At 43.5% G+C, this 22,678-nt stretch carries 22 protein-coding genes; 18 read left to right on the forward strand and 4 right to left on the reverse strand.

Annotation, left to right across the window (positions count from 1 at the left end):
* The first annotated feature begins 16 nt into the window (after positions 1 to 16).
* The 3 genes from KP803_RS12480 to KP803_RS12490 all read left to right on the forward strand — a co-directional run bounded on the left by KP803_RS12480 (position 17) and on the right by KP803_RS12490 (position 2,636).
* Positions 17 to 943: a LysR family transcriptional regulator gene (locus KP803_RS12480; protein WP_248009166.1), complete on the forward strand. Its 927-nt coding sequence runs from the start codon at positions 17 to 19 to the stop codon at positions 941 to 943.
* Complete coding sequence (locus KP803_RS12485; RefSeq protein ID WP_248009167.1) at positions 936 to 1,658, forward strand: BUD32 family EKC/KEOPS complex subunit; 723 nt, start codon at positions 936 to 938, stop codon at positions 1,656 to 1,658. Before KP803_RS12480 ends, KP803_RS12485 begins: the two co-directional genes overlap by 8 nt.
* 174 nt (positions 1,659 to 1,832) lie before the next feature.
* Positions 1,833 to 2,636 (forward strand): hypothetical protein, encoded by an 804-nt coding sequence (locus KP803_RS12490; RefSeq protein ID WP_248009168.1) that lies wholly within the window; start codon positions 1,833 to 1,835, stop codon positions 2,634 to 2,636.
* Between the two features lie 93 nt (positions 2,637 to 2,729).
* Here KP803_RS12490 and KP803_RS12495 read toward each other — a convergent pair whose 3' ends face one another.
* Positions 2,730 to 3,647 (reverse strand): LysR family transcriptional regulator, encoded by a 918-nt coding sequence (locus tag KP803_RS12495; RefSeq protein WP_248009169.1) that lies wholly within the window; start codon positions 3,645 to 3,647, stop codon positions 2,730 to 2,732.
* Between the two features lie 188 nt (positions 3,648 to 3,835).
* Positions 3,836 to 5,698 (reverse strand): methyl-accepting chemotaxis protein, encoded by a 1,863-nt coding sequence (locus KP803_RS12500; protein WP_248009170.1) that lies wholly within the window; start codon positions 5,696 to 5,698, stop codon positions 3,836 to 3,838.
* Positions 5,699 to 5,972: 274 nt separating this feature from the next.
* Between KP803_RS12500 and KP803_RS12505 the strand changes: the two genes are divergently transcribed.
* Positions 5,973 to 6,479, forward strand: a complete 507-nt coding sequence (locus KP803_RS12505; RefSeq protein WP_248009171.1) for a magnesium transporter — start codon at positions 5,973 to 5,975, stop codon at positions 6,477 to 6,479.
* 3 nt (positions 6,480 to 6,482) lie between these two features.
* Positions 6,483 to 7,514 (forward strand): HlyD family secretion protein, encoded by a 1,032-nt coding sequence (locus KP803_RS12510; RefSeq protein WP_248009172.1) that lies wholly within the window; start codon positions 6,483 to 6,485, stop codon positions 7,512 to 7,514.
* A 124-nt stretch (positions 7,515 to 7,638) separates the two neighbouring features.
* Here the strand turns inward: KP803_RS12510 and KP803_RS12515 are convergent, their stop codons facing one another.
* Complete coding sequence (locus KP803_RS12515) at positions 7,639 to 8,457, reverse strand: LysR family transcriptional regulator (protein ID WP_248009173.1); 819 nt, start codon at positions 8,455 to 8,457, stop codon at positions 7,639 to 7,641.
* A gap of 357 nt (positions 8,458 to 8,814) precedes the next feature.
* On the opposite strand from KP803_RS12515, the gene KP803_RS12520 reads away from it, so the two are divergent.
* The 13 genes from KP803_RS12520 to KP803_RS12580 all read left to right on the forward strand — a co-directional run bounded on the left by KP803_RS12520 (position 8,815) and on the right by KP803_RS12580 (position 21,743).
* Positions 8,815 to 10,041 carry an OmpP1/FadL family transporter gene (locus tag KP803_RS12520; RefSeq protein ID WP_248009331.1) on the forward strand — a complete coding sequence of 409 codons (1,227 nt, stop codon included), beginning with the start codon at positions 8,815 to 8,817 and terminating at the stop codon, positions 10,039 to 10,041.
* A gap of 27 nt (positions 10,042 to 10,068) precedes the next feature.
* Positions 10,069 to 10,755 carry a hypothetical protein gene (locus tag KP803_RS12525; protein WP_248009174.1) on the forward strand — a complete coding sequence of 229 codons (687 nt, stop codon included), beginning with the start codon at positions 10,069 to 10,071 and terminating at the stop codon, positions 10,753 to 10,755.
* Positions 10,756 to 11,070: 315 nt separating this feature from the next.
* Positions 11,071 to 11,691, forward strand: a complete 621-nt coding sequence (gene betI / locus KP803_RS12530) for a transcriptional regulator BetI (protein WP_248009175.1) — start codon at positions 11,071 to 11,073, stop codon at positions 11,689 to 11,691.
* A 13-nt stretch (positions 11,692 to 11,704) separates the two neighbouring features.
* Positions 11,705 to 13,165: a betaine-aldehyde dehydrogenase gene (betB, locus tag KP803_RS12535; protein ID WP_248009176.1), complete on the forward strand. Its 1,461-nt coding sequence runs from the start codon at positions 11,705 to 11,707 to the stop codon at positions 13,163 to 13,165.
* Between the two features lie 116 nt (positions 13,166 to 13,281).
* Positions 13,282 to 14,988 (forward strand): choline dehydrogenase, encoded by a 1,707-nt coding sequence (gene betA, locus KP803_RS12540; RefSeq protein ID WP_248009177.1) that lies wholly within the window; start codon positions 13,282 to 13,284, stop codon positions 14,986 to 14,988.
* Positions 14,989 to 15,097: 109 nt separating this feature from the next.
* A complete protein-coding gene (locus tag KP803_RS12545; protein ID WP_248009178.1) occupies positions 15,098 to 16,051 on the forward strand; it encodes a choline ABC transporter substrate-binding protein in 954 nt (317 codons plus the stop codon).
* Positions 16,052 to 16,200: 149 nt separating this feature from the next.
* A complete protein-coding gene (gene choW, locus KP803_RS12550; protein WP_248009179.1) occupies positions 16,201 to 17,043 on the forward strand; it encodes a choline ABC transporter permease subunit in 843 nt (280 codons plus the stop codon).
* 2 nt (positions 17,044 to 17,045) lie between these two features.
* On the forward strand, positions 17,046 to 18,260 hold the full coding sequence (gene choV, locus KP803_RS12555; protein WP_248009332.1) for a choline ABC transporter ATP-binding protein: 1,215 nt from the start codon (positions 17,046 to 17,048) through the stop codon (positions 18,258 to 18,260).
* 144 nt (positions 18,261 to 18,404) lie between these two features.
* Positions 18,405 to 18,884 carry a MarR family winged helix-turn-helix transcriptional regulator gene (locus KP803_RS12560; RefSeq protein WP_248009180.1) on the forward strand — a complete coding sequence of 160 codons (480 nt, stop codon included), beginning with the start codon at positions 18,405 to 18,407 and terminating at the stop codon, positions 18,882 to 18,884.
* Between the two features lie 52 nt (positions 18,885 to 18,936).
* Positions 18,937 to 19,182, forward strand: coding sequence for a hypothetical protein (locus KP803_RS12565; RefSeq protein WP_248009181.1), 246 nt, complete (start codon positions 18,937 to 18,939; stop codon positions 19,180 to 19,182).
* Between the two features lie 211 nt (positions 19,183 to 19,393).
* Positions 19,394 to 19,780, forward strand: a complete 387-nt coding sequence (locus KP803_RS12570; RefSeq protein ID WP_248009182.1) for a hypothetical protein — start codon at positions 19,394 to 19,396, stop codon at positions 19,778 to 19,780.
* 95 nt (positions 19,781 to 19,875) lie between these two features.
* The gene (locus KP803_RS12575) at positions 19,876 to 20,796 is read left to right on the forward strand and encodes a LysR family transcriptional regulator (RefSeq protein ID WP_248009183.1); all 921 of its coding nucleotides are present in this window, start codon (positions 19,876 to 19,878) and stop codon (positions 20,794 to 20,796) included.
* Between the two features lie 215 nt (positions 20,797 to 21,011).
* Positions 21,012 to 21,743, forward strand: coding sequence for a substrate-binding periplasmic protein (locus tag KP803_RS12580; protein WP_248009184.1), 732 nt, complete (start codon positions 21,012 to 21,014; stop codon positions 21,741 to 21,743).
* A gap of 60 nt (positions 21,744 to 21,803) precedes the next feature.
* Here the strand turns inward: KP803_RS12580 and KP803_RS12585 are convergent, their stop codons facing one another.
* On the reverse strand, positions 21,804 to 22,424 hold the full coding sequence (locus tag KP803_RS12585; RefSeq protein WP_248009185.1) for a heme-binding beta-barrel domain-containing protein: 621 nt from the start codon (positions 22,422 to 22,424) through the stop codon (positions 21,804 to 21,806).
* Positions 22,425 to 22,678: the final 254 nt, after the last annotated feature.

The following is a 22,678-nucleotide window of genomic DNA, read 5'->3' on the forward strand; positions in this document are numbered from 1 at the left end:
CGTAAACGGTGTAAGGATGATTGATAACTTAGACATTCGATCAATGCGAGTCTTGATCGATTTGAATGAAACAAAGAATACGTATTTAACGGCAGAGAGGCTTGACCTATCCCAGTCAGCTGTCGCAAGAATTCTCACTAAAAATAGAGCAACTCTGAATGACCCACTCTATGTTCGTGTGGCAAATAAGCTCGAACCTACTCCATTAATGGAAGAGCTGATAGATAAACTACCCAATATCATAGAAAGCCTTGAGCAAGTCGTCAGCACTAACTTTGATTTTGACCCACATTCACTAACAGGTAGATATCAAATCTTTCTGAACCATCCCACTCAGCAACTATTTGGTCATGACATTTTTCAAAAACTCTCAATGGCAGCACCTAATGCAACCTGGTATTTAAAGGGTTGGGAGTCCAACGCCGTTGAGCAATTTCTTGACGATAGAGCCACAGTTGGCATCAATTACTTTGCAAGTAATTACCCGAAATCCATCGTTCAGCAAACCTTTGCAAAAGATGAGTTTCTTGTGTTTGCCCAGCCTAATCACCCACTATTTAAAAAGACGGTACTCTCTTGGCAAGAGATCTATGAATATCCTTTTATCTCTTTGTCTGTACCAAGTTGGGATGAAAAACAAGAAAAGTTTAACCAAGTGTGCAACGCGCTAGGCGGTGTGCCTCAAATCAAACTGCAAACCGATAGTATCTCATTAGCGATTCAAGCGGCTGAAAACTCACAGATGTTACTGCCTTCTTCACTTAGGATTTGCGACCCTTCACTCACGTCGCTAAAACCACTAAAGCTCACCATAGATAAGGCTCAACTTCCCGATACGCCTATCGTGATCTCGTACGCTCAGAAAAATGCCAATAAACCTATCATCAAGTGGGCCATAGAAATGATTACCTCATTGTATGAAGAGAAAGTCGCTCATGGCTAAGCGTAATCAAGAATACGTCCACCTCGTTGAGCGGGATGGGACACGATACTGGCTGAAAAAACGTGGCGAAGAAAAGCGTAATCCTATGAGCCTAATGATCAACGGTGTACTGACTCTCTATAAACCATGGGCACACCTTACCTTACATAGTGGCCTCACACCTGCACAGCGGTTCGCTAAAGAGCTCTCGATTCTGGGTGACTGTCAGCGCCTAAACTTGCCTATTCCTCGATTGTATACGGCAGGTAGGGCTTATTTTGTTACGCTATGCGCGGGGAAACCCATCACAGAACAACAGGGAGCAAAAAACAAGACGCTGTTCCATTCCGCATTTGACAGCTTGCACGCATTACATAAAGAGAAGATTATTCATGGTCGCCCTGCCATGCGCGATATGGTGGTGAATGACCAAGGAAATGTTGTGCTCCTTGATTTTGAGGAGGCAAGACGTTCAGAAAGTGCATTGCTTAGAACACGAGATATGTTTCTCTTTATGCTCGATTCATTTCGCCTCTCAGGTGTAAGCCAAAAAACTCGGCTATCGGTCCTGAAGCGGTGGTGTACGACATACCCGCTATCTGTTGTCCATATTAAGCGACTAAATTGGTTCATCATCAAACTTCTCTGGATACCCAAACTTATATTGCACGTTAGAAAGAATCGATTATCAAAACAGCTACTGCTCACCCAACGCTTACTTAGCCATATTAAGTAGAAATATTGAATAGCTAGTTTGACTTACTATGTAATTTAGCTAAATCATTATATAATGAAAAAGCATACCTGGTATAACCTTTGGGTAATTGTTAGTTATAAGCATTGCTATATATTGACTCCAAATTTTCGAAGTAAAAGGACGTTACTTCTCACCCTCTTTTGGAGTAATGTTATGAAAAACACCACCACCCTTTCCTTGTCGGCTATCGCTACATCTGTCGCTGTACTGCTCTCTTCTAATGTATTGGCTGAAGATGAAATCCAAGATATGTCCGATCCGCTTGCCGTCTTTACCCAAGCCGGTCTTGGTTATACAGACAAAGGCTTAAACCTAAAGATTGGTCAAACCTACGATACTGGTAGCGACATAACCATGGGTATGAACATCATCGAAGTAAAAGGCATTGCGGGTGAGGCGATGGGCTGGAACGGTCGTGGTGCTGATGACAGTATTGACTCACTGCGCTACCGTAACTTTACTGTCGATTTAACAAACGGACGCGGTGCTCAAGTTGATGTTAATCTTGGATTTGATGGACCACGTGGAACTCAAGGCTCAGCGTCTTACAGCTTTATTCAAGCTCTGCCGAAAATGGGACCAGTAAACCTTTACCCGCTTGCAGGAATGGGGGTCGCGTTCGGTGACTCATTTGATACAGATAACGCCGGAGCACTACAAGCTCAAGACCGTTGGGATATTCACGGTACCTTCTATGTTGCAGGCCTTTACGGTAAAGTCGAAATTACCGATAAAATTTGGTTGAACTATAACCCAATGTACATGGGTAGCGTATCCGGTTCTGATGCTTACAAAGCAAATGCTTTTGGGATTGAAAGCGGTAAAATTTTACTTCACGAAGCGGTTGTAAGTTACCAAATAAATCCACGTTCAAACGTACGTTATTACGCTAACTGGAACGAAAATAACCGCTTTGAGACAGGCGATCATAGAATTGAGTACAACTACCAATTCTAATGACTAGATGCGTGGTTATTAAATAGAAAAGCCGATAGTGAATCTCTTCACTATCGGCTTTTCTAAATAGGTCATAAATAAACTTAAGTTTCGTTACTGAATCATCTCTGGTGGAATAAGCCCATCACAGATTGACTCAATCCATCTGAATTTCTCAGATTTTAGATATTTACTGTTATACAGTAACCCCACTTTTATCTCATTACGCTTTTCGACATCAAACACGTTTACGTAACTGTACTTGTTGTTATCAAGTACATCCATCAATGAAACAGGCGCAACAAACACCATATCCGTATTACGTACTGCGCTTAAGAGCGGGTTAACGGATTGGCATCTAAGCTTAGGTCTAAAATAATCTTCTGTCTCAACAAAGTCGGCTAAGAGCATATGCCTATGATTAAACTCAGGGATGATCAATCCACCAATATCGTATTTAACCATGTCATTAACCGAGACGGTTTTTCCCGCTAACGCATGTTGCTTACGCACAATACCGACAAAGTTAAGCAAGCCAACCGGAACTTGCCTTAGCTCTTTAGACACGTCTAAAGGATAGTAGCTGAGTGCGAAATCAAGCTCACCATTAATCAACTCTGCGGCCGTTTTCGCAGAATAATTCATAAGTTCGACAGTAACATTAGGTGCAGAATTCGTAATCGCTTCACATATCCTGTAGCCATAGCTCTCGATTAAAAAACCGTTCATTGCGATTCTAATCACGCCGACCTGTTTTTCAGGTAGAAATTCTTCACCGGATAAGGCTTCGGTTAGGTCTTCAAACACTTTAGGCAGGCGTTCTGCGAGTTCTTCACCTTTGGGTGTTAATTTTAATCCGCGCGATTGGCGAATAAACAACGGGTCCCCTAGCTGAGTTCTTAGCTTAGCAAGGTTGCGGCTGACCGCAGGCTGACTTGTATTTAGACGTTCTGCAGTTCTATTGGTATTTTTCTCTTGCAGTAAAACCAACAAGGTTTTCAACAAATTCAGGTCAAGTTGATGAAGATTCATCAAGGGTTCCTCATATCGGGACGACGACTCAATACTAATAAGATGGCTCTCAGCAAGCAGCGAACCATCCATAAAGATATCAATTATGTCATATCAATGCATTCAGTAGGGAAATATTTACTAACGAGAGTGCATTTTGTTATTTCATTACCCATCTGAATGATGGGCTCTATCAAGTTAAATGGCGGCTAAACAATAAATTGGTTTAGTTGTTTATTTTGTTCTTCAATGTGCTCAGACTGCTTATTCACTTGCTCACTCGTGTGAGAAGCTTTGTCAGCAACTTTGTCTGACAACTCTTTAATGCTAACGGTATTATTATTGATCTCTTCAGCAACTAAGCTCTGCTCTTCGGCCGCTGATGCAATTTGAATGTTCATTTCCGTTATCGAAGAGATAGCCGAACGAATATCTTCCAAGGCATGGTTCGCCGTTTGCGCCTGCTCTACCGTTGACATTGCTAGGCTATGACTCGTATTCATTGTCTTCGTCACCGATTGAGATCCTTGCTGTAACTTATCTATCATCGAGCGAATTTCGGTGGTTGAGTCTTGTGTACGCTGAGCAAGTGTTCTCACCTCATCGGCAACAACCGCAAACCCTCGACCAGACTCTCCCGCACGAGCCGCTTCTATCGCTGCGTTAAGCGCCAATAGATTCGTTTGGTCAGCAATCTCATTAATAACACTCACTATTGACTCGATATCGCCAATAGAGTTCCCTAAATCTTTTACCGCACGCATCGAATCATCAAGCTGATCACCTAAGTTTTGAATTGCACGTGTTGTCTCAAGTACGATGCTGCTCCCTTCTCCCGCGGCAGTATCCGCAGTCTGCGCAGATTCTGCCGCACTTTGAGCATTTTGGGCAACAAGACTTGATGTCGTCGACATCTCATTCATTGCGGTTGCAAGCTGTTCAACTTCTTGCTGTTGGGTATGCAATAAGCCTTCAGAGTCTTTTGCACTGTTGGCAGCCACATTTGAATATTCCGTAATTTGAGTCGCCGTTTGTTTCGTTCCTTGAATAAGCTCTTGAATGATCGAGACAAACCCATTGAAGCTAATAGCGAGCTCTTTAAACTCTTGATCTGTATTGGTGTCTAATCGCTTGGTTAAATCACCATCACCCGATGCAACGTTTTTCATTGCTTCGTTTAGTGCCGATAATGGGCGCATTAATACTTTCATTGCGCCAACGTAAATCACAAAAGACAGAGTCAAGATGGCTAAGAACAAAATGAAAACCGTTTTTTTCATCTCTTCAAGAGGAAGGTGGGTCTCTTCATATGGCAGCAAAATACCAACCGACCAATTTCCTACTTTCGTCGGGTGGAAATCAAGGTAGTACTCTTTGCCTTGAACCGTCACTAATTCGGTGTTTTCAATAATGCGACTACGATTGGTGAATGTAGACATGTTCTGACCATTGAGTTTGCTATTAGGGTGAGCAATCACAGTGCCGTCGCCATCGACAACAAATACTGTCGCGTATTCCAACTCAACCGCTGAAATCAGTGTCGCCAGAGAGGTTAAATCAACATCAAAAAATGAGGCGCCAATAAATCCACCATTGCCATAGATAGGCTGAGAGATAGAAATCAAAACCGCGCCCGTGCCTTCATCAACATAAGGTTTGGTTAGGCTCTGCGACCCATTTCGTTTTGCATCCTGATACCAAGGACGTGAACGAGAATCCCAATTAGATGGGGCTGTCCATCCTGAGTCGTTGTGAATAATTGAACCATCGTTCTCATAACCAATGCCTGCCGTTACGAAAACACTTCTTAGGCTCGGCTGTTCTATGAGGCCTTTTACGTCTTGCGAATCGGCACTCGCTAATAACTCTGATAGGTAGTTGGCCAGGTTTCGTTTTCCTTGTAACTCACTATGTATGACTTCAGCAACTTGACTAGAGGCCAACTCAATGGTGGATTCAATGGTGTTTTCCACTTCTTGGCTTATGGTGCGGTATTGAATAAAGGTTAATACAGACAGCCCGACTAAGCTGATAACTGTACCTAACGCTAATACTTTTGTGCTGAACTTCATAAATCTAAAGGATCCTAATAGGAAAGGTGAGTAAAGATTGGGCGACAGTTTAGCGATATACCAAATTTTGCATAGGAATAACGCTTATTCCTGATATCACATGCAAAGCGTCCGCCCCTCTTAAAGCACCACAAATAAAAAAGGGCCTTTAGTTCCAAATAATCAAGTCGAAGTTTATAAAGGTTGAATGCCAACTCGGAATAACGATTATTCCAAAAAAAATTTAACGATGTGTAAAGTACGCAGCAGATCAATAAATAAGGTAGAACACATCATGTCGACCAATAACGAAACCCCAGCACCAAAGGATGGGCTATGGGTTAAATTGACGAGGACTGTCAAAACCACCCTACTCTTTATTTTTAAAGCCGTTATGACCCTAGGTATATTAGTAGGCTCATCCGTTGGATTATCTAAGCTTGGAACTATTCACGGTAAAGATATCCCTGAAGAGTACTTTTCAAATGGCTACCCTACTATTTTGAAGCTCCTAGATTCTGAAATCTTTATGGGGTTCGTCTTCTTCGTTACTGTCGCCATCATCGTTTACGTTATCTACCTCTTCTGGCAGTTACATGAAGTCGCTGTTCATAAAGCTGCAGAGATGTCGAGCGCGCATACTCAAATCGTATTTGCACTGTCATTGTGTGGCCTATTTATTGATAAAGCATGGTGGGTACTTGCCATCATCATCGCATTTGCACGTTGGGACGTTCTTGCAAGAGAGCTTTCAAACATCATCCGTAACGGCCGTAACCCAGCAGCGAAAGTAGAGGAATAAGCCATGAAAGAAATAATGCTCCCTTATGTCCTTATCTGTTGGATCCTTGTAAAAACAGGGGTTGTTGCATGGACATTGCGTAACGCAGTTATCATCATTGGTACGGGTGTAATGCTCGCATTTGCACTCTTTACTGCGCACCGTTTTTGGTCTCCTGCAGACTTAACAGACTCGACAACAGTAAAAGCACCGCATGCGGTTCTTAGTCCACTGTTAGGTCAAGAAGTTGAACAGGTATTTGTTGACCATAACCAGATGGTAAAAAAAGGTGACCTGATCTATACGTTGAAAGCGGAAGATACCGAATACCAACTTGAAGGTTTAGATGCACAGCAAAAAGCACTGCGTGCTGAGATATTGGCGTTGACTCTTAAAATTGAAAACGACGAACGTAACCTTGACCGTTTAAAGAGATTGGATGATTTTGCGCAGCAATCAACACGTGATGATCTTCAAACCAGTATCGAGTCAACACATGCTCAAATTGCTTCCGCTAACGCACAAATTCTTGCGATTGATGCTCAAGTAGCAACGGCTAAATGGCAAAATGCTCGTCGTGAAGTGCGTGCCCCATTTGATGGGCAGCTTGCAATCACAAACCTTGTTGACGGAACGCGTGTTGGTAACATGCACCTATACAATACAGGCAAAAAATTCGTGGAGATGCGTATTGCAGACCAAACGTTCCGCGGCATTGAGATCGGCCAATTTGCTGAATTCTATGTTGATTCCTACCCAGGTGAAATCTTCCGTGGCCGAGTACACAGTGTCACAACGGGTACGGGTGAAGCGCGTGTATCTGTACTTAATGGTTCACAGCATGTTCGCCAACACGTTGGCAACAACATGGGCTCACATGGTCGTACTATTGTTATTGAATTTGACGAACCTGAAGGTTACAACGTGCCAATTGGTGCAACGGGTTCAGGTTGGGTTTCTGCTAAAAAGCCTCACCCAATGCTTGGCTTTATGGACATCATTGGTGGTGCAACGGTTCGCTTGAAATCATACAAAGCGTACCTATCGGCTCTGTAATTATCGCTCCCCCTGTTATCACTTTCTACACATAGTGATAACAGGGCGATAAAAGCCAAAACACATAAAAAAAAGGGAAGCTAATCATTAGTTTCCCTTTTTTGTTCAAAAATTTGATAGAGCGTTATTTATTCCCCTCTATCCACGCCTCAACATTGTTTTTGATAATCGGCTCCATAATGCTTGCTAACCACTGTTGCTTTGGCGAATGACGAAGGGCCGCTTTGATGATTAACGCCACATCTAGATTGAGTTTATGGTGATGCTCTGACTCAAAATAAGGTTCATATTTAAGGGTAAAGCAGGTGTCCATTAGCTCATTCATCACGACCTGATTATCAACAATAATCCCGACGTCAATATTAGGATCAAGCACTCGAAAATGCTCAGTCGTGTCGTTAACGCCCGGTATTAAAAACTTTACGTATTCTCCGTCTTTATTCCCCGCGAAATACCCTGCACCAGAGTGAATCCGTTTTTGATAAAAGGTTTGTGGCTTATCGTTAATCGCGTGAAGACCAATATCCACTTCTTCTGCCAATATCAACGCTTCCGAATTTTGAGTCCATTGACGTAACTCAATAACAGCTTGAGTCTCTTTTCTCAATGCCACAATCAAATCTTTACCAATATTGGCCAAATAAGGGCTAACAATATGAATCGTCACCTTATCCAAGGACATTGGGGCAAACTGCTCAGGCTCGAGTGCTATTGTAAGTTGCTCAAGAGCATTTCTGACTTTAGGTTCAATCGACTCGGCGTAACTGGTGGGAACAAGCCCCATCGAGTTTCTCAAAAAAAGCGGATCCCCTAAATCTTCGCGCAACTGCGCCAATACTTTGGACACATAAGACTGTGAACGGCCCAACTTGGTTGCCGCCCTTTGCGTAGAGCGTGTATGCATTAACGCTAAGAATACATGTAGGGCATTTAAGTCATTCATTTAAGTCATCACTGTCTGTTTTTATTTCTACTGTTATTAAAAAGTGTATTGAAATGGATTATTGAGCCTAGATTTGAGCATCTAGTTTTATTGTTATTTTATAAGTCTATCATTTCAGCCAGCTCAAAGACCTCTTAAATTTCAAGGTTATATCTCAGCATCGAAAGACCTTTCTGGCTCAAGTCGTTTTTAAACCTACATTGCAAGTATTAAGTCGGAATAAGCTTTATTCCAATTGTACGGGAACGTTTAGTTACAATTCAACGCAAATTTACCCGTCTATGTCACAAGGATTCATAGGCTTTCGTTAGAGGCAGGGAAGCTTCCTATAAGAGTGACTAAATAATGCAAACATCAATGTCCCGTACTCTACACACTAAACATCGCCGCACGACGCCTGTTTTCGCCCTATCCCTTTTAGGTGCGGCTATCTTTAGCGCAACCGCTGCTAACGCTAGTGGCTTATTCATGCAAGAAGCTATCATTGCTAACGCAGGTACAACTGGTGCAGGTGACGGTGTTTACACTCAGTCAGCAGCGGCAATGTGGGCTAACCCTGCAACCATGTCTCACATGGGCGAAAGCATGACCACCATAAATACAATGCTTCTTGATCTAGAGATGAAGTATACCGACGCAAACGACTCAACAGGTAACGCGAAAGCTGATACGGTTATGCCTTCTATCGGTATCTTCCACACTCGTCAATTAAACGACGACGTTCACCTAGGTTTAGCGCTTGGCACCGTTGGCGGCTCAAGCGTAAGCTACGGCAATGAGTGGGCTGGTAACATGATGATGACTGATACGACTCTAACTGCCGTTCAGTTTAACCCTTCACTTAGCTTTCGCGTAACTGACCAAGTTTCTTGGGGTATTGGAGCACAGTTCAACTGGGCATCTCTAGAAATGGGTATGGGCGCTGGTAATGTACAACTGGAAAAATCGTCTGATTGGGCATACGGTTTTAACGCTGGTGTAATGTACAAGCAGAGTGACAAACTAGACCTAGGCTTTAGCTTCCGATCTAAAGTAGAGCACGATTTCTCAACCGATATTAGTGCTAATGCTGGAAGCCTAGGCGTGTCTTCTGAAATTTCAGTGCCTGCAATCGTTGATATGAGTGCAAGCTACGCCGCGACTAACCAACTCAATATTCTAGCTTCAGTTCAACTGCACCGCTGGAGTGAATGGGATGAGACCGTGTTTGACTTTGGTCAATTGGATAGAAATCCAATTGGTCTAAATACAATCGATCGTGATTGGGATGATGTATGGAAATTTGCTATTGGTGCAGATTACCAACTGAACGCTGACTGGCGTTTGAAAGCTGGCTTCTCTTATGAAACTTCACCACAGGATGACCCTAGCAAACAGTGGGTTGACCTGCCTGTTGGCGAACAATACCGCTACTCTGTCGGTGCAACCACAAGCTGGGATAACTACACCTTTGATGTCTTCTACGAGTTTGCTGATCTTGGTAGCGTAGATATTGCAGAACGTAATATTGGCCCTGCAAGTGTTGGAATTAATGGCACATTTGACGGTCGTATCCACTTCGTTGGCATGAGCGTAACTTTCTAAGTTAACGCTCTCTACAAAGAATAAATAATGAACAAACCTTTAATCAGTTTGCTTTCTTTAAGCTTGTGCGCATTCGGCGTACAAGCTGAAGAAGAGAAGCACCATGAAGATCCAACAAAAATCGTCACTAAAGCGGGTCTTGCTTATGTTGATGGCGTGCAGTTTTCAGGCTCTATCGGGCTTGATGATGCTCGTATGATCAATGCTCGTATTAACTCTGAAGGTGACGAATGGCGTGTCGGTGGCTCTTGGCTTTTGCCAATGGGTATTCTCAATTTTAACTTCAGTCGCTCTGAGTACGATCATGATGGTTATAAGAATAACTACAGCATTGGCTCGTTTGTACCACTGAGTTATTTTGATATTACTCCGTATGGCTGGCAAATTTTTCCAATGGCGGGATACAGCTATAACGATGGTGAAATAGCCGGAGAAAAGAACGAAAGTAACGACGATTACGTGATGACTCGTTTTACCTCACATGGTGGTTATGTGGGTATGTTTGCCTTAAAGCCGCTTAATGAAAAATGGTCACTAATGACATTTGGTGGCGGTTCAATGGGCTCTGATAATTACTCTGGTTACTGGGTTGGTGCAGGGCTAAGCCACAAACTGACAGAGGCTCAATCGTTCAATTTCTTTGGTGTAATGGCAGACGACGATTTCGGCCAAAACAACCGTATGGGTATCTCCTACACTTACGAGTTTAATTAGCGAATCAGTTATAGCAATAATCCGTTTGCTATTACTAAAAGCACAGACCATTGTCTGTGCTTTTTTGATCTCTTCTTCCCTGTCTCTTCAGCGGTAACTGTTAAAAACCTTCGACCAATAAACATCACAACACAAATCTTTACACCTCTAATGCTTAGCTCTCAAATAAAACTAACCAATTGATTTACAAACAATTGCATTGACACTCCACACAAGAATCCCAAACCTCCACACAAATAATCATTTGAACTCTAATGATTATTCTGTCATTTTATACTTAATTGAACGTTCAATAAAAAATAAAAGGGACCAAAAATGCCCAAGGTTGGGATGCCTGACATACGTAAACCGCAGCTTGTAAAAGCAACGATGGCGGTTATTGATCGCGTTGGTTTACATGCAGCAAGCATCGCTTTGATCAGCAAAGAAGCGGGCGTATCGACTGGGATCATTAATCACTATTTTGGTGGTAAGCATGGGCTGTTAGAAGAAACTATGCGCGCGATCCTTCGTCAGCACTCCGTGACGATTGGTGGGTTACTAAAAGCCTTACCTGCAGATGCCCACCAACAAAGGATCAATGCCATCATCAGCGGTAACTTTGAAGGGTTCCAAGCTGAAAACATGGTTGCTAAAACCTGGCTCGCCTTTTGGTCTTACTCAATGCACGACGCACAACTCAAACGCTTACAGCGTGTAAATGAAAAGCGTCTGCTATCTCATTTAAGAATTGAATTAAAAGCACTATTGAGCCGAGATCAAGCTGAACTCGTGGCTCATGGTATTGCTTCTCTCATTGATGGAATCTGGCTACGAGGCACACTGAACCCTGAAGGGATCAACGCAGATAAAGCCCGTGCTCTCATCAATGACTACTTGGATAAACAGCTCACGTTTTATTCATCCAATTCTAAAACCACTCATAAAAATGACTAAGTTAGAGCTTCAAATGGAAATGAATTCGTTATACATCGACGGTAAAAATACACCAGCAACCTCGGGTGAGACCTTTACCAGCATAAATCCAGCTAATGGCGACGTCATTGCTACCCTTGGTCAAGCATCCATTCAAGATGTTGAAAGTGCCATTGAATCGGCACAGCGTGGATTCGCAGTTTGGTCTGCAATGTCGGCAACGGAACGCAGCCGTATTCTACTTAAAGCGGTAGAGATACTTAGAGCACGAAACAATGAACTTGCAGAACTTGAAGTGGCCGATACTGGTAAGCCCCTTCAAGAGGCGATTGAGGTCGATATAGCCTCTGGCGCAGACGTGATTGAGTACTTCGCAGGGCTTGTGCCTAGCATGCAAGGTGAGCAACAACCTCTTAGCGATACGCAATTTTTCTATACTCGCCGCGAACCATTAGGTATCTGTGCAGGTATTGGCGCGTGGAACTACCCAATTCAAATCGCCATGTGGAAATCGGCCCCTGCTCTAGCAGCAGGCAATGCAATGATTTTCAAACCATCAGAAGAAACCCCTCTAACTGCTCTGAAGCTAGCTGAAATATTCACAGAAGCAGGACTGCCAGATGGCGTATTTAACGTTGTCCAAGGTGACTATCGCGTCGGGAAAATGCTAACCGCACATCCTGCGATCGCGAAAGTATCATTCACAGGCGAAACAGGAACAGGCAAGGCTGTAATGGCCGACAGTGCGAAAACACTGAAAAGCGTCACCATGGAGCTTGGTGGTAAATCACCAATGATCGTGTTTGACGACGCAAAATTAGACGATGCCGTATCAGCGTCAATGGTGGCGAATTTCTACACTCAGGGCGAAGTGTGCACTAACGGTACGCGCGTCTTCGTTCATGAAAATATCTATGACGACTTTGTTGAACAGCTAAAAACACGCACTGAAAAGCTTATTATCGGCGATCCAATGGATATCAATACTCAAATTGGTGCGCTGATATCTAAAGAGCATTTAAACAAAGTCCTTGAAGCTATTAGCCAAGCAAAATCTTCAGGTGCAACCTTGCTAACTGGCGGTTATCAAGTGACTGACAATGGTTTAGAAAATGGCAATTTTGTCATTCCAACCGTCTTTGTTGATTGCCAAGACGACATGCCGCACGTGCAGCAAGAGATTTTTGGCCCTGTCATGTCAGTGCTTAAATTTACCGACGAAGACGATGTCATTCGCCGTGCCAACGATACTAAATACGGCCTCGCAGCGGGTATTTTCACTCAGAACCTTTCTTGTGCTCACCGTGTTATTCATCAAATGCAAGCAGGGATCTGTTGGGTGAACACTTGGGGTGACTCACCCGCCGAGATGCCGGTTGGCGGCTACAAAGACTCAGGAATTGGGCGCGAAAACGGGCCAGAAACCCTACTTCATTACACTCAAACTAAGAGCATTCTTATCGAGCTTGGTGACTACGCTAGCCCTTACGCTTAGATGGCTAGACAGTAAAAAACACCTGACAACAGAATGATAAGTTTTCTAGCTCTCTACCTGTACTTAAGTCGAAACGTAAGTAAGGACTGAAGAGCTAGACACCACGGAGACACAACATGCAACAACGCTACGATTATATTATCGTCGGTGCGGGTTCGGCCGGCTGCGTATTAGCCGATCGGCTAACGGAAAGCGGTCAACACAGCGTATTACTTTTAGAAGCTGGCGGATCGGATATGAGTATTTTCATCCAGATGCCAACAGCGCTTTCATACCCAATGAACACGGATAAATACACGTGGCAATTTGAAACTGAGAAAGAGTCAGGCCTTGATGGGCGACAGCTGCACTGCCCACGCGGGAAAGTGCTCGGTGGTAGCTCTTCCATTAATGGCATGGTGTATGTTCGTGGTCATGCTTGTGATTTTGATGAATGGGAAGAAAAAGGCGCAGCGGGCTGGAACTACCAAGCTTGTTTACCCTACTTCCGCCGTGCTGAAACATGGATTCAAGGCGAAGATAAATACCGTGGTGGCAATGGCCCATTAGGCACCTGTGGCGGTAATGAAATGGAACTGAATCTTCTTTACCAAGCCTTTATCGACGCAGGTCAAGATGCCGGCTACCCGAAAACTGAAGATTACAACGGTTATCAGCAAGAAGGCTTTGGCCCGATGCACATGACGGTTGAAAAAGGCATTCGCGCTTCCACCTCAAACGCTTACCTTCGACGTGCACTGAAACGTTCAAACCTCACTCTAATGAAAGGGGTGATTACGCGCCAAATCCTACTTGAGAATAATACCGCAGTCGGTGTTGAGTTTGAAAAATCAGGCAAGACCATTGAAGCCCGCGCTAATAAAGAAGTCATTTCAAGCGCAGGCTCTATCGGCTCTGTTCAACTTCTACAACTCTCTGGTATCGGCCCTAAAGCGGTACTGAAAAACGCAGGCGTAGAACTAAAACATGAGCTGCCTGGCGTTGGTGAAAACCTTCAAGATCACTTAGAGGTCTACTTCCAGTATCACTGTAAACAGCCAATAACGCTTAACGGCAAGCTCGATTTAGTCAGCAAAGGGATGATTGGCGCTGAGTGGCTCCTCACTCGTAAAGGGCTTGGCGCAACGAACCATTTTGAATCGTGCGCCTTTATTCGCTCACGCAAAGGGTTGAAATGGCCTAACATTCAATACCACTTTCTTCCAGCCGCGATGCGATACGATGGCCAAGCCGCATTTGATGGACATGGCTTCCAAGTTCATGTTGGCCCAAATAAGCCAGAGAGCCGCGGTACGGTGTCTATTACTTCTGCGGATCCTCACGCTGAACCTGAAATCAAATTCAACTACATCTCAACTGAGCAAGATCGCCAAGATTGGCGTGACTGCATTCGCTTAACTCGCGAGATTTTATCTCAACCTGCGATGGATACTTTCCGTGGTGAAGAGATTCAACCGGGAGAAGAAATTACTGCGGATGAAGATATCGACCGATGGGTAAAAGAGAACGTAGAAAGTGCCTATCACCCTTCTTGTGGCTGCAAAATGGGATCAGATAACGACCCAATGGCAGTACTCGATGAGCAGTGCCGTGTTCGCGGCATTAACAACCTTCGCGTTGTCGACTCTTCTGTATTCCCAACGATCCCTAATGGAAACCTCAATGCTCCGACCATTATGGTGGCAGAACGAGCCGCAGACATGATCTTAGGAAAACCAATGCTTGCGCAAGAGAGTGTCCCTGTTTGGATTGCACCAGAATGGGAAGAGAAACAAAGAATTAACCCGCCATTGAGAACACTAGACAGCTTTCTTAATGAGTAAACCAGATAACAAAAACAAATAGAAAATACAGACAGTCAGTCGTCACCGACCACACACAAAATAGGAACTGGTAGACATCAGTTTCAAGGAACGATCAAAAGGAATCAACATGTCAACGATCAACAAGACACTCGCAACACTTGCCATTAGCTCACTGGCCTTTAGCGCTCAAGCGGCTATCGAAGGTCAACAATGTGAAAATGTACGCTTTGCCGATGTAGGCTGGACAGACATCACCGCAACAACGGCGATTACCACTGAACTACTTAAAGGCTTAGGTTACTCAACTAAGATTGACCTACTGTCAGTGCCCGTGACCTACTCTTCAATGGCGAATGGCGATATTGATGTGTTTCTTGGCAACTGGATGCCGACAATGGAAGGCGACATCGCGAAATACCGTGAAGCGGGCACGGTTGAAACCGTACGAGCAAACCTAGAAGGCGCAAAGTACACATTAGCTGTGCCTAAATACGTTTACGATGCAGGCGTAACAAGCTTTGCTGATCTAGAAAAGCATGCCGATAAATTCAGAGATCGCATTTATGGCATCGAGCCGGGTAACGATGGTAACCGCCTTATCCAAGACATGATTGATTCTGATGCATTTGGTCTTAAAGACTTCAGCCTGGTTGAATCAAGTGAAGCGGGCATGGTGTCGCAAGTGACTCGCGCCGTTCGTCGTAACCAATGGATCGTATACCTAGGTTGGGCACCACACCCAATGAACAGCAATGTTGAAATGGAATACCTATCAGGCGGCGATGACTACTTTGGCGCTAATTACGGTGGCGCTAACGTCTACACTAACGTACGTGCTAACTACCTTTCTGAGTGCCAAAACGTCGGTCAGCTTCTACAAAACCTAGAGTTCACGCTAGAGATGGAAAATGAACTGATGGAAGCGATTTTGAACCAAAACGTTCAACCAGAAAAAGCAGCGCAGCAATGGCTTGATAACAATCCAGAGCAAGTAGAAGCGTGGCTTGAAAACGTAAAAACACTTCAAGGCGATGTAGCAGCACAAGCAGTGACTGACTACCTAGAGCAAGTTAAAGCATAACTCAACAAACGTTTAACAATCGTCGCATAGTAAAAGTCATGGTGGGTTTCGGCCCACCCTTTGACAATAGATTTAAACAGAAACAATAAAAATCATCTCAGTAACTTCTCTTAGCAAGATCGATAAAAACAAACAGTAAAGGCATTAATGTGAATTTTATTACGGATAACAAAATCCCTGTAGGGCAATGGATGGAAGCGGGCGTTGACTGGCTAACCATTAATGCGGCAGGTTTTTTTGACGCCATTTCGTTCTTTTTAGAAACGGTCATCCTATTTTTGGTCGATATTTTTAAATGGATGCCGCCTGCTCTACCAATTCTAATGACCGCAGCCATTGCTTGGTTCTTGCATCGCAAGCCATCACTTGTGATTTTCGTCGTCGCGGCTCTACTGACTATTCTCAACCTCGGTTACTGGCAAGAGATGCTAGAAACCTTTGTTCTCGTTTTCGCTGCAACCACAATGTCAGTATTAATCGGCGTACCGGTCGGTATCATGGCTGCACACAGACCGTGGCTCTATACTGCACTTCGACCTATTCTTGATTTAATGCAAACGGTCCCTACGTTTGTATACCTCATTCCGACCCTTGTTTTATTCGGACTAGGCATCGTACCGGGCCTTATTTCTACCATCATTTTTGCCATTGCAGCCCCTATTCGACTCACCTACCTTGGCGTCATTAAAGTGCCAGAAGAACTCATTGAAGCAGGTAAGGCCTTTGGTGCAAGCAAGATGAAACTACTACTCAAAGTGGAATTACCCGCTGCGCTTCCAAGCATTATGGCCGGTGTGACTCAATGCATTATGTTATCGCTCTCTATGGTGGTCATCGCGGCACTCGTGGGGGCTGACGGTCTTGGTAAACCTGTTGTGCGTGCACTAAACACCGTGAATATATCTCAAGGATTTGAAGCTGGTTTAGCCATTGTACTGGTTGCAATGATTCTTGACCGTTTATGTAAAACACCCAATCAAAAGGACGCTTAATGATGACTATTGAACCTCTTTCTTCAGCTTCCGATGCCATTACGATTAAAAACCTAGATGTAGTCTTTGGTGACAAAACCGCACAAGCACTCGAGCAACTTGACCAAGGTAAAACTCGCCAACAGATCATTGACGACATCGGCCAAGTCGTTGGCGTTGATAACGTCTCTTTATCGGTAAAAGAGGGCGAAATTTGCGTACTGATGGGGTTATCTGGTTCAGGCAAATCAAGCTTACTTCGCGCAGTAAACGGCTTGAACGAAATCAGCCGTGGAACGTTAGAAATTAAAGATGGCGATACACAGGTTGATTTAGCCCAATGTGACGAATCCACCTTACGTCACCTACGTACTCACCGCGTATCAATGGTATTCCAAAAGTTTGCTCTGATGCCTTGGTTGTCTGTACTCGATAACGTAGCCTTCGGTTTAGAGATGCAAGGTGTACCAAAAGCCGAACGCCGCGCGAAAGCACGTGAACAAATCGAGATGGTTGGCCTTGCTGAATGGGAGAGTAAATTCCCGCACGAACTTTCGGGTGGCATGCAGCAACGTGTTGGTCTAGCCCGCGCCTTTGCGATGGATACCGATATCCTTCTTATGGATGAACCATTTTCAGCGCTCGACCCACTGATACGAGCACAGCTTCAAGATGAGCTACTGCTACTTCAAAGCAAACTCAACAAAACGATTTTGTTCGTAAGCCACGATTTAGACGAAGCACTAAAAATTGGCAACAACATCGCCATCATGGAATCAGGAAAGCTGATTCAACATGGTAAACCTGAGGAGATAGTGCTTTCTCCGAAAACTGAATATGTGAAAGATTTTGTGGCGCATACCAACCCGCTTAATGTCCTTAAAGGACGTTCACTCATGCAGCCTTTGGCGTCGTTAAAGCAAGAAGAAGAGCGTTGGCAGATCTGCGACAGCAAAGGTTTGTGGATCAACCAAAACCAAGGTGAAGTTCAAATTTCAGAAAACTCAGCGCTAACCTTGTTCAAATGGCATGAAGCTGACGACGACCTTACTCAAATTACCCCTTCAACCGTTGTCGTCACTAGCCCAGAAATTGGCATGCGCGATGCGATTAAACTAAAACAGCTCAGTCACTACCCAATCTTGCTGGTCGAAGATAACAAGCTTGTCGGGATACTCAATGATAGTGAGTTCTACAACGCCCTGACCGGTAATTTTCAGGTGAATCACGCTGCCTAAATCATAAAAATGACAGTGAAGGGATAAGATCTCCCTTCATTGTTCAGAAAAAAATTGAGAATCGCCTAAACATAAGTACAATGCGGAAAATTATCGACGTATCACTTACGTTTACCATACCGCATATACACAAAGGTCCGTCTCTTGGAAAAACATGATGAAATTCTAGTCGCGATTCGCCAAATCATTCGAGCTATCGATCTACATTCTAAAAAACTGAGTAAAGAGTACGGTTTGACGGGCCCTCAGTTGATTTTAATGCGTGCGATTCAAGAACTACATAATGTTACGATTAAAGAGCTTTCAAATCACACCAATGTAAGCCAAGCAACGACGACAACCATTATCGATCGTCTAGAGCTAAACGGCTATGTTCAACGTGTACGCAGTGAATCTGATCGCCGTAAAGTCCACGCAAACTTGACCGAAAAAGGCAAAGAGCTTTTGAGCAACGCGCCGAAGCCTCTACAAGATAATTTCGTCAACAAATTCCAAAACCTAGACGCTTGGGAACAGAGCTTACTGCTGTCTTCAATGCAACGAGTTTCTGCAATGATGAACGCCGAAGACATCGATGCGGCTCCAGTTCTTCAACTTGACGCAATCAGCAAGCCAAACGCTTAAGCTATAATAAGTACAGAATAAACACGACAAACCACATCAAAAGAGTAGACCCATGAATAACGATTCTAGCGTAATTGATAACCTGCAAGATTTAGAGCAATTCCTCATTGAGATTGAAAATGGTGGATTTGGCTTAGAAGGCGTTGCAGGTATTGGTATGGCAACAAATAACGCTGATGGCCGTCACTTTGTTGCGGTATTTGATAGTGCTAATAAGCTACTTCTGGCTCGTTGGGTTACTCAAGAAGTATACGAAACGGGTAAAGAAATGGTTCGAAATGGGCCTAAAAAGCACTAACTTGCTATAGACCCCACCATTTATTAAAAAGCCCTAAACTTGTGTTAGGGCTTTTTATTTTTCACTTAATACCACTCAGCTTACCATGTCCTTGCGGAAAGCTTGAACCCGTCACGAAGCCATTCATGGCTAGTGACTCTATTATTCGATTTATGCCACTGCGTGTAATTTTCATAGCGGATTTGGCCTACAGATTCCCAGTCACCCTTATTTGCTGACGACGATTTCAAGTATTACTATCGCCTCGGCAGATGACTTTCTCCCCGATCTAGAAAAGCCAGATGCCATGCTCAACTGGCAGCTTGGGCAAAAGCTCACGAGTACCAAGCCAGATCTACAGATAACCTTCTACCAAGCCATTGAAGGGCACTATTCAATACTGTCCAACGCTCAGTTTCGATTTTTAGAGAATTACCCAGACGATAAAATACCAACCAATGAAGATTTAATGATCATCAGTGAAATGAGTGTACTGAGTGCCATTGCCGATCAACAGATCGATATACAAGAGGCATTGAATAATCGCCTTATCACCATCAATGGTGACCCTGATGAGGTTCAAATCGTTAAACAGTGGTTAAAAAACTCTCTAGGATGAGAACTAAACAGGTGTCATGACATTCCCCTGACGTAAGAGTTTCATAGGTTTATGCTAAACTTGTTGCTATTCGTTTCAAGTAGTTAATAGAATCAATGACCAAAGACCTCTACACCAGTATCGACTTAAATCTACTGCGCGTTTTTAGTATTCTTTTTCAAGAACGAAATATGCGCCTTGCGGCCGCTCGACTATTTGTTACCCAACCTGCGATCAGTAAGTCGCTGAACAAATTACGCCTGCATTTTGAAGATGACCTCTTTGTAAAAAGCACCAAAGGATTAACGCCAACCCCTTATGGTGAAGAGCTGTTCACTTCTCTTTCTCCTGTATTAGATACTCTAGAAGTCACGCTGAATAATCGGCAAGATTTTGACCCGGCCCAATTAACCGGTGATATAACGATAGCTGTGTCCCCAATTCTCATGAGTGCCATCTCTTCTAAGATGTTTCGTCTGATAAGCCAAGCCGCCCCCAATTTAAGTGTCACTTTTAGAACTTGGAATCAGAATACTCAAAATGAAATAGAGAATGGTGAAATCGATCTTGCGATCAGCTACAGCAGCGACTTTACTCTCAAATCACTCGTCTCGAAAAAGCTCGCCACTGATAAACTGCATATGATGTGCCGTAAAGATCACCCACATAAAGGCCCATCAATCACGCCAGATGAAGTGGCTCAATATCCGTTTGGCTTAATATTGACACCTAACTGGAACGAAAGAGTATCGAATGCTGAGATCATTGCTGAAAAACTGGGGTTAAACCTCAATGTTGTCCTTCGTTCTGAACTGCCTTTAGTTATTCTAGAAGCGGTACAATTTAGTGACATGATTGCGCCTGTTTCTCGCTTTTCAAATTACGATAGCCTAAGCGACATCCGAACTCTTCAATTTGAATTAAATGAACCCGCTGTCGCCCCAGATATTTACAGTTACTTCCACTACAAAAACTACCAGACCGAAAAGACACATTGGTTATTGAAAATCGCGAAGTCAGTATTACCTGACGAATAATAATGGTTAATACCTTAAATTTTGACATATTAGGCAGACGATTTAAGACACAAGCACGCTACTTGTGTCTACGCTTATAAAAGTAATACCAAAGCGAGGGTCGGCAGGTGAACGACAGCGCAAAACGAATCCAATTAGGCTATCAATGCCGATCAATACTTTTAATTTTTTGTGCGTTTTTTAGCGCTTTGCCTACTCACGCCTGCACACTCAAAATGGGATACCGTACAAACGAGCGCCCGCCTCTCATAACCAAAGCACCTGAAAACCAAGGGTTGTATCCTGAACTTTATCAACGCGCTGCAGAAAAAATCGACTGCAATATTGAAATCATCAGAGCGCCTAAAAAACGATTACTCAAATCATTAAGAGAAGGAGAAATCGACTTCTACCCAGGGTTGAATTTCACTCAGGAAAGATCCCAATACATTTTCTATATAGAAAACGGCTTACCAGGTGGTGATATTGGTCTCTCACGACCTGATTTCCCTACCGTTGAACACCTCGAACAACTGAAAGGTTACACATTGCTCAAAGCGTCAGGTGGGCCTGACTATTTAGAGGGAGTTGGTGGCGTACTTGTCAATGCGGAGCCTGAAATGAGCACGAACGATGCGATTGAGCTACTTAATAAAAACAGAGGTGACTTCTTTATCTATAATAAAGCCTCACTCGAATACCACCTCAAACTTAGTGGCAACACCTCGATCAAACTTCACCCAAACTGCTGTGGTGGCGTAACCCCCTTATATCTCGGTTTTTCACGAGCATCAAAGCATTTCAATGACCAACCCAACCCCAATTACAGTAATAAATACCCTATTTCTATCGACAATACCCCGAGTACGCTTAGCCCAGACTCTATTGCGTTTAAATTTCAACTAGCGCTACAAGAGATGGTCCATAATGGCGAAACAGACAAGTTATATAAGAAATTCTACAAATAGCGGATAAAAAAAGAGCCTTATAAGCAAGTTACAAGGCTCTTCTTTTTGATTTAGTTAGGCTTAGTTTACTTTTTTAAGCGTGCTTGAATCAGTATGTGCAAATGGCTTGCCGTAGATATCAAGAACCGTGTTTTGCGAGTACGTAAACTCAGTTGGCGTGATGTTTAGCGTCATCGTGAAGTCAGTCGTTGTTGCGTTGTCTGTCATGTACTCAGACTCAGCAATACCACGCTTTGATGCTTTAAGCGTCATGTTGTTGCCCGCTTCGCCTTCTGCAGTTACACACGTTGTACGCGGTACACAGAAAGAGTTGTACACTGTGTTGTTCGCTTGATCGTAAATCAAGTAACCACGTTGGTCGTGGAACTTAGAATCGTCAATTTTTCTGAAAACTTCTTGCTTGTAGTACAAAGCAACAAGGTACTGATCACTTGCGTTAGTCGCATCAGCTGCCACTTCAAATGTCATTACTTCGTAGAAAGGTGTTACTGCAGGGCCGCCTAAACCAGCATCAGAACCTTCTTGGCCTGGAGACATATCAATACCGCCAGCATCAACAGATTTCCATGTACCCACTAGTTGAGCTAGAGGGCCAAAATCCATTCCATCAACAACTGTATCTTGAGCTGCTGCTGGGAAAGAAAGTGCCGCTGCAACACCTAATGCTAATAGCTTTTTCATTATATATTTCCTTTATATTTTACTTATATTTTTAATTTGGTTGACTTTACCGAGCGGAAATATAGAAGTTTAAAAGTAACGATTTATTAATTTAGATCATAAATTCGATGCATATCCGAGCATAGATGTAAGCAATTATTTCACAAAGAAACATAACAAATAGAGGAGCAAAAACACATAGATAAAACCGATAGACTATTCAAGAAAACACACAAAACAACAAATAAAAACTCACACTTATTTCATGAAAAAAA

Source organism: Vibrio amylolyticus, assembly GCF_023145695.1.
Lineage (GTDB): Bacteria > Pseudomonadota > Gammaproteobacteria > Enterobacterales > Vibrionaceae > Vibrio > Vibrio amylolyticus.

What these genes read in the sequence shown, in the direction of transcription:
- KP803_RS12480 (WP_248009166.1), top strand. Translation starts at nt 17, where the DNA reads ATGATTGATAACTTAGACATTCGATCAATGCGAGTCTTGATCGATTTG.
- KP803_RS12485 (WP_248009167.1), top strand. Translation starts at nt 936, where the DNA reads ATGGCTAAGCGTAATCAAGAATACGTCCACCTCGTTGAGCGGGATGGG.
- KP803_RS12490 (WP_248009168.1), top strand. Translation starts at nt 1,833, where the DNA reads ATGAAAAACACCACCACCCTTTCCTTGTCGGCTATCGCTACATCTGTC.
- KP803_RS12495 (WP_248009169.1), bottom strand. Translation starts at nt 3,647, where the DNA reads ATGAATCTTCATCAACTTGACCTGAATTTGTTGAAAACCTTGTTGGTT.
- KP803_RS12500 (WP_248009170.1), bottom strand. Translation starts at nt 5,698, where the DNA reads ATGAAGTTCAGCACAAAAGTATTAGCGTTAGGTACAGTTATCAGCTTA.
- KP803_RS12505 (WP_248009171.1), top strand. Translation starts at nt 5,973, where the DNA reads ATGTCGACCAATAACGAAACCCCAGCACCAAAGGATGGGCTATGGGTT.
- KP803_RS12510 (WP_248009172.1), top strand. Translation starts at nt 6,483, where the DNA reads ATGAAAGAAATAATGCTCCCTTATGTCCTTATCTGTTGGATCCTTGTA.
- KP803_RS12515 (WP_248009173.1), bottom strand. Translation starts at nt 8,457, where the DNA reads ATGAATGACTTAAATGCCCTACATGTATTCTTAGCGTTAATGCATACA.
- KP803_RS12520 (WP_248009331.1), top strand. Translation starts at nt 8,815, where the DNA reads ATGTCCCGTACTCTACACACTAAACATCGCCGCACGACGCCTGTTTTC.
- KP803_RS12525 (WP_248009174.1), top strand. Translation starts at nt 10,069, where the DNA reads ATGAACAAACCTTTAATCAGTTTGCTTTCTTTAAGCTTGTGCGCATTC.
- betI (WP_248009175.1), top strand. Translation starts at nt 11,071, where the DNA reads ATGCCCAAGGTTGGGATGCCTGACATACGTAAACCGCAGCTTGTAAAA.
- betB (WP_248009176.1), top strand. Translation starts at nt 11,705, where the DNA reads ATGGAAATGAATTCGTTATACATCGACGGTAAAAATACACCAGCAACC.
- betA (WP_248009177.1), top strand. Translation starts at nt 13,282, where the DNA reads ATGCAACAACGCTACGATTATATTATCGTCGGTGCGGGTTCGGCCGGC.
- KP803_RS12545 (WP_248009178.1), top strand. Translation starts at nt 15,098, where the DNA reads ATGTCAACGATCAACAAGACACTCGCAACACTTGCCATTAGCTCACTG.
- choV (WP_248009332.1), top strand. Translation starts at nt 17,046, where the DNA reads ATGACTATTGAACCTCTTTCTTCAGCTTCCGATGCCATTACGATTAAA.
- KP803_RS12565 (WP_248009181.1), top strand. Translation starts at nt 18,937, where the DNA reads ATGAATAACGATTCTAGCGTAATTGATAACCTGCAAGATTTAGAGCAA.
- KP803_RS12575 (WP_248009183.1), top strand. Translation starts at nt 19,876, where the DNA reads ATGACCAAAGACCTCTACACCAGTATCGACTTAAATCTACTGCGCGTT.
- KP803_RS12580 (WP_248009184.1), top strand. Translation starts at nt 21,012, where the DNA reads ATGGGATACCGTACAAACGAGCGCCCGCCTCTCATAACCAAAGCACCT.
- KP803_RS12585 (WP_248009185.1), bottom strand. Translation starts at nt 22,424, where the DNA reads ATGAAAAAGCTATTAGCATTAGGTGTTGCAGCGGCACTTTCTTTCCCA.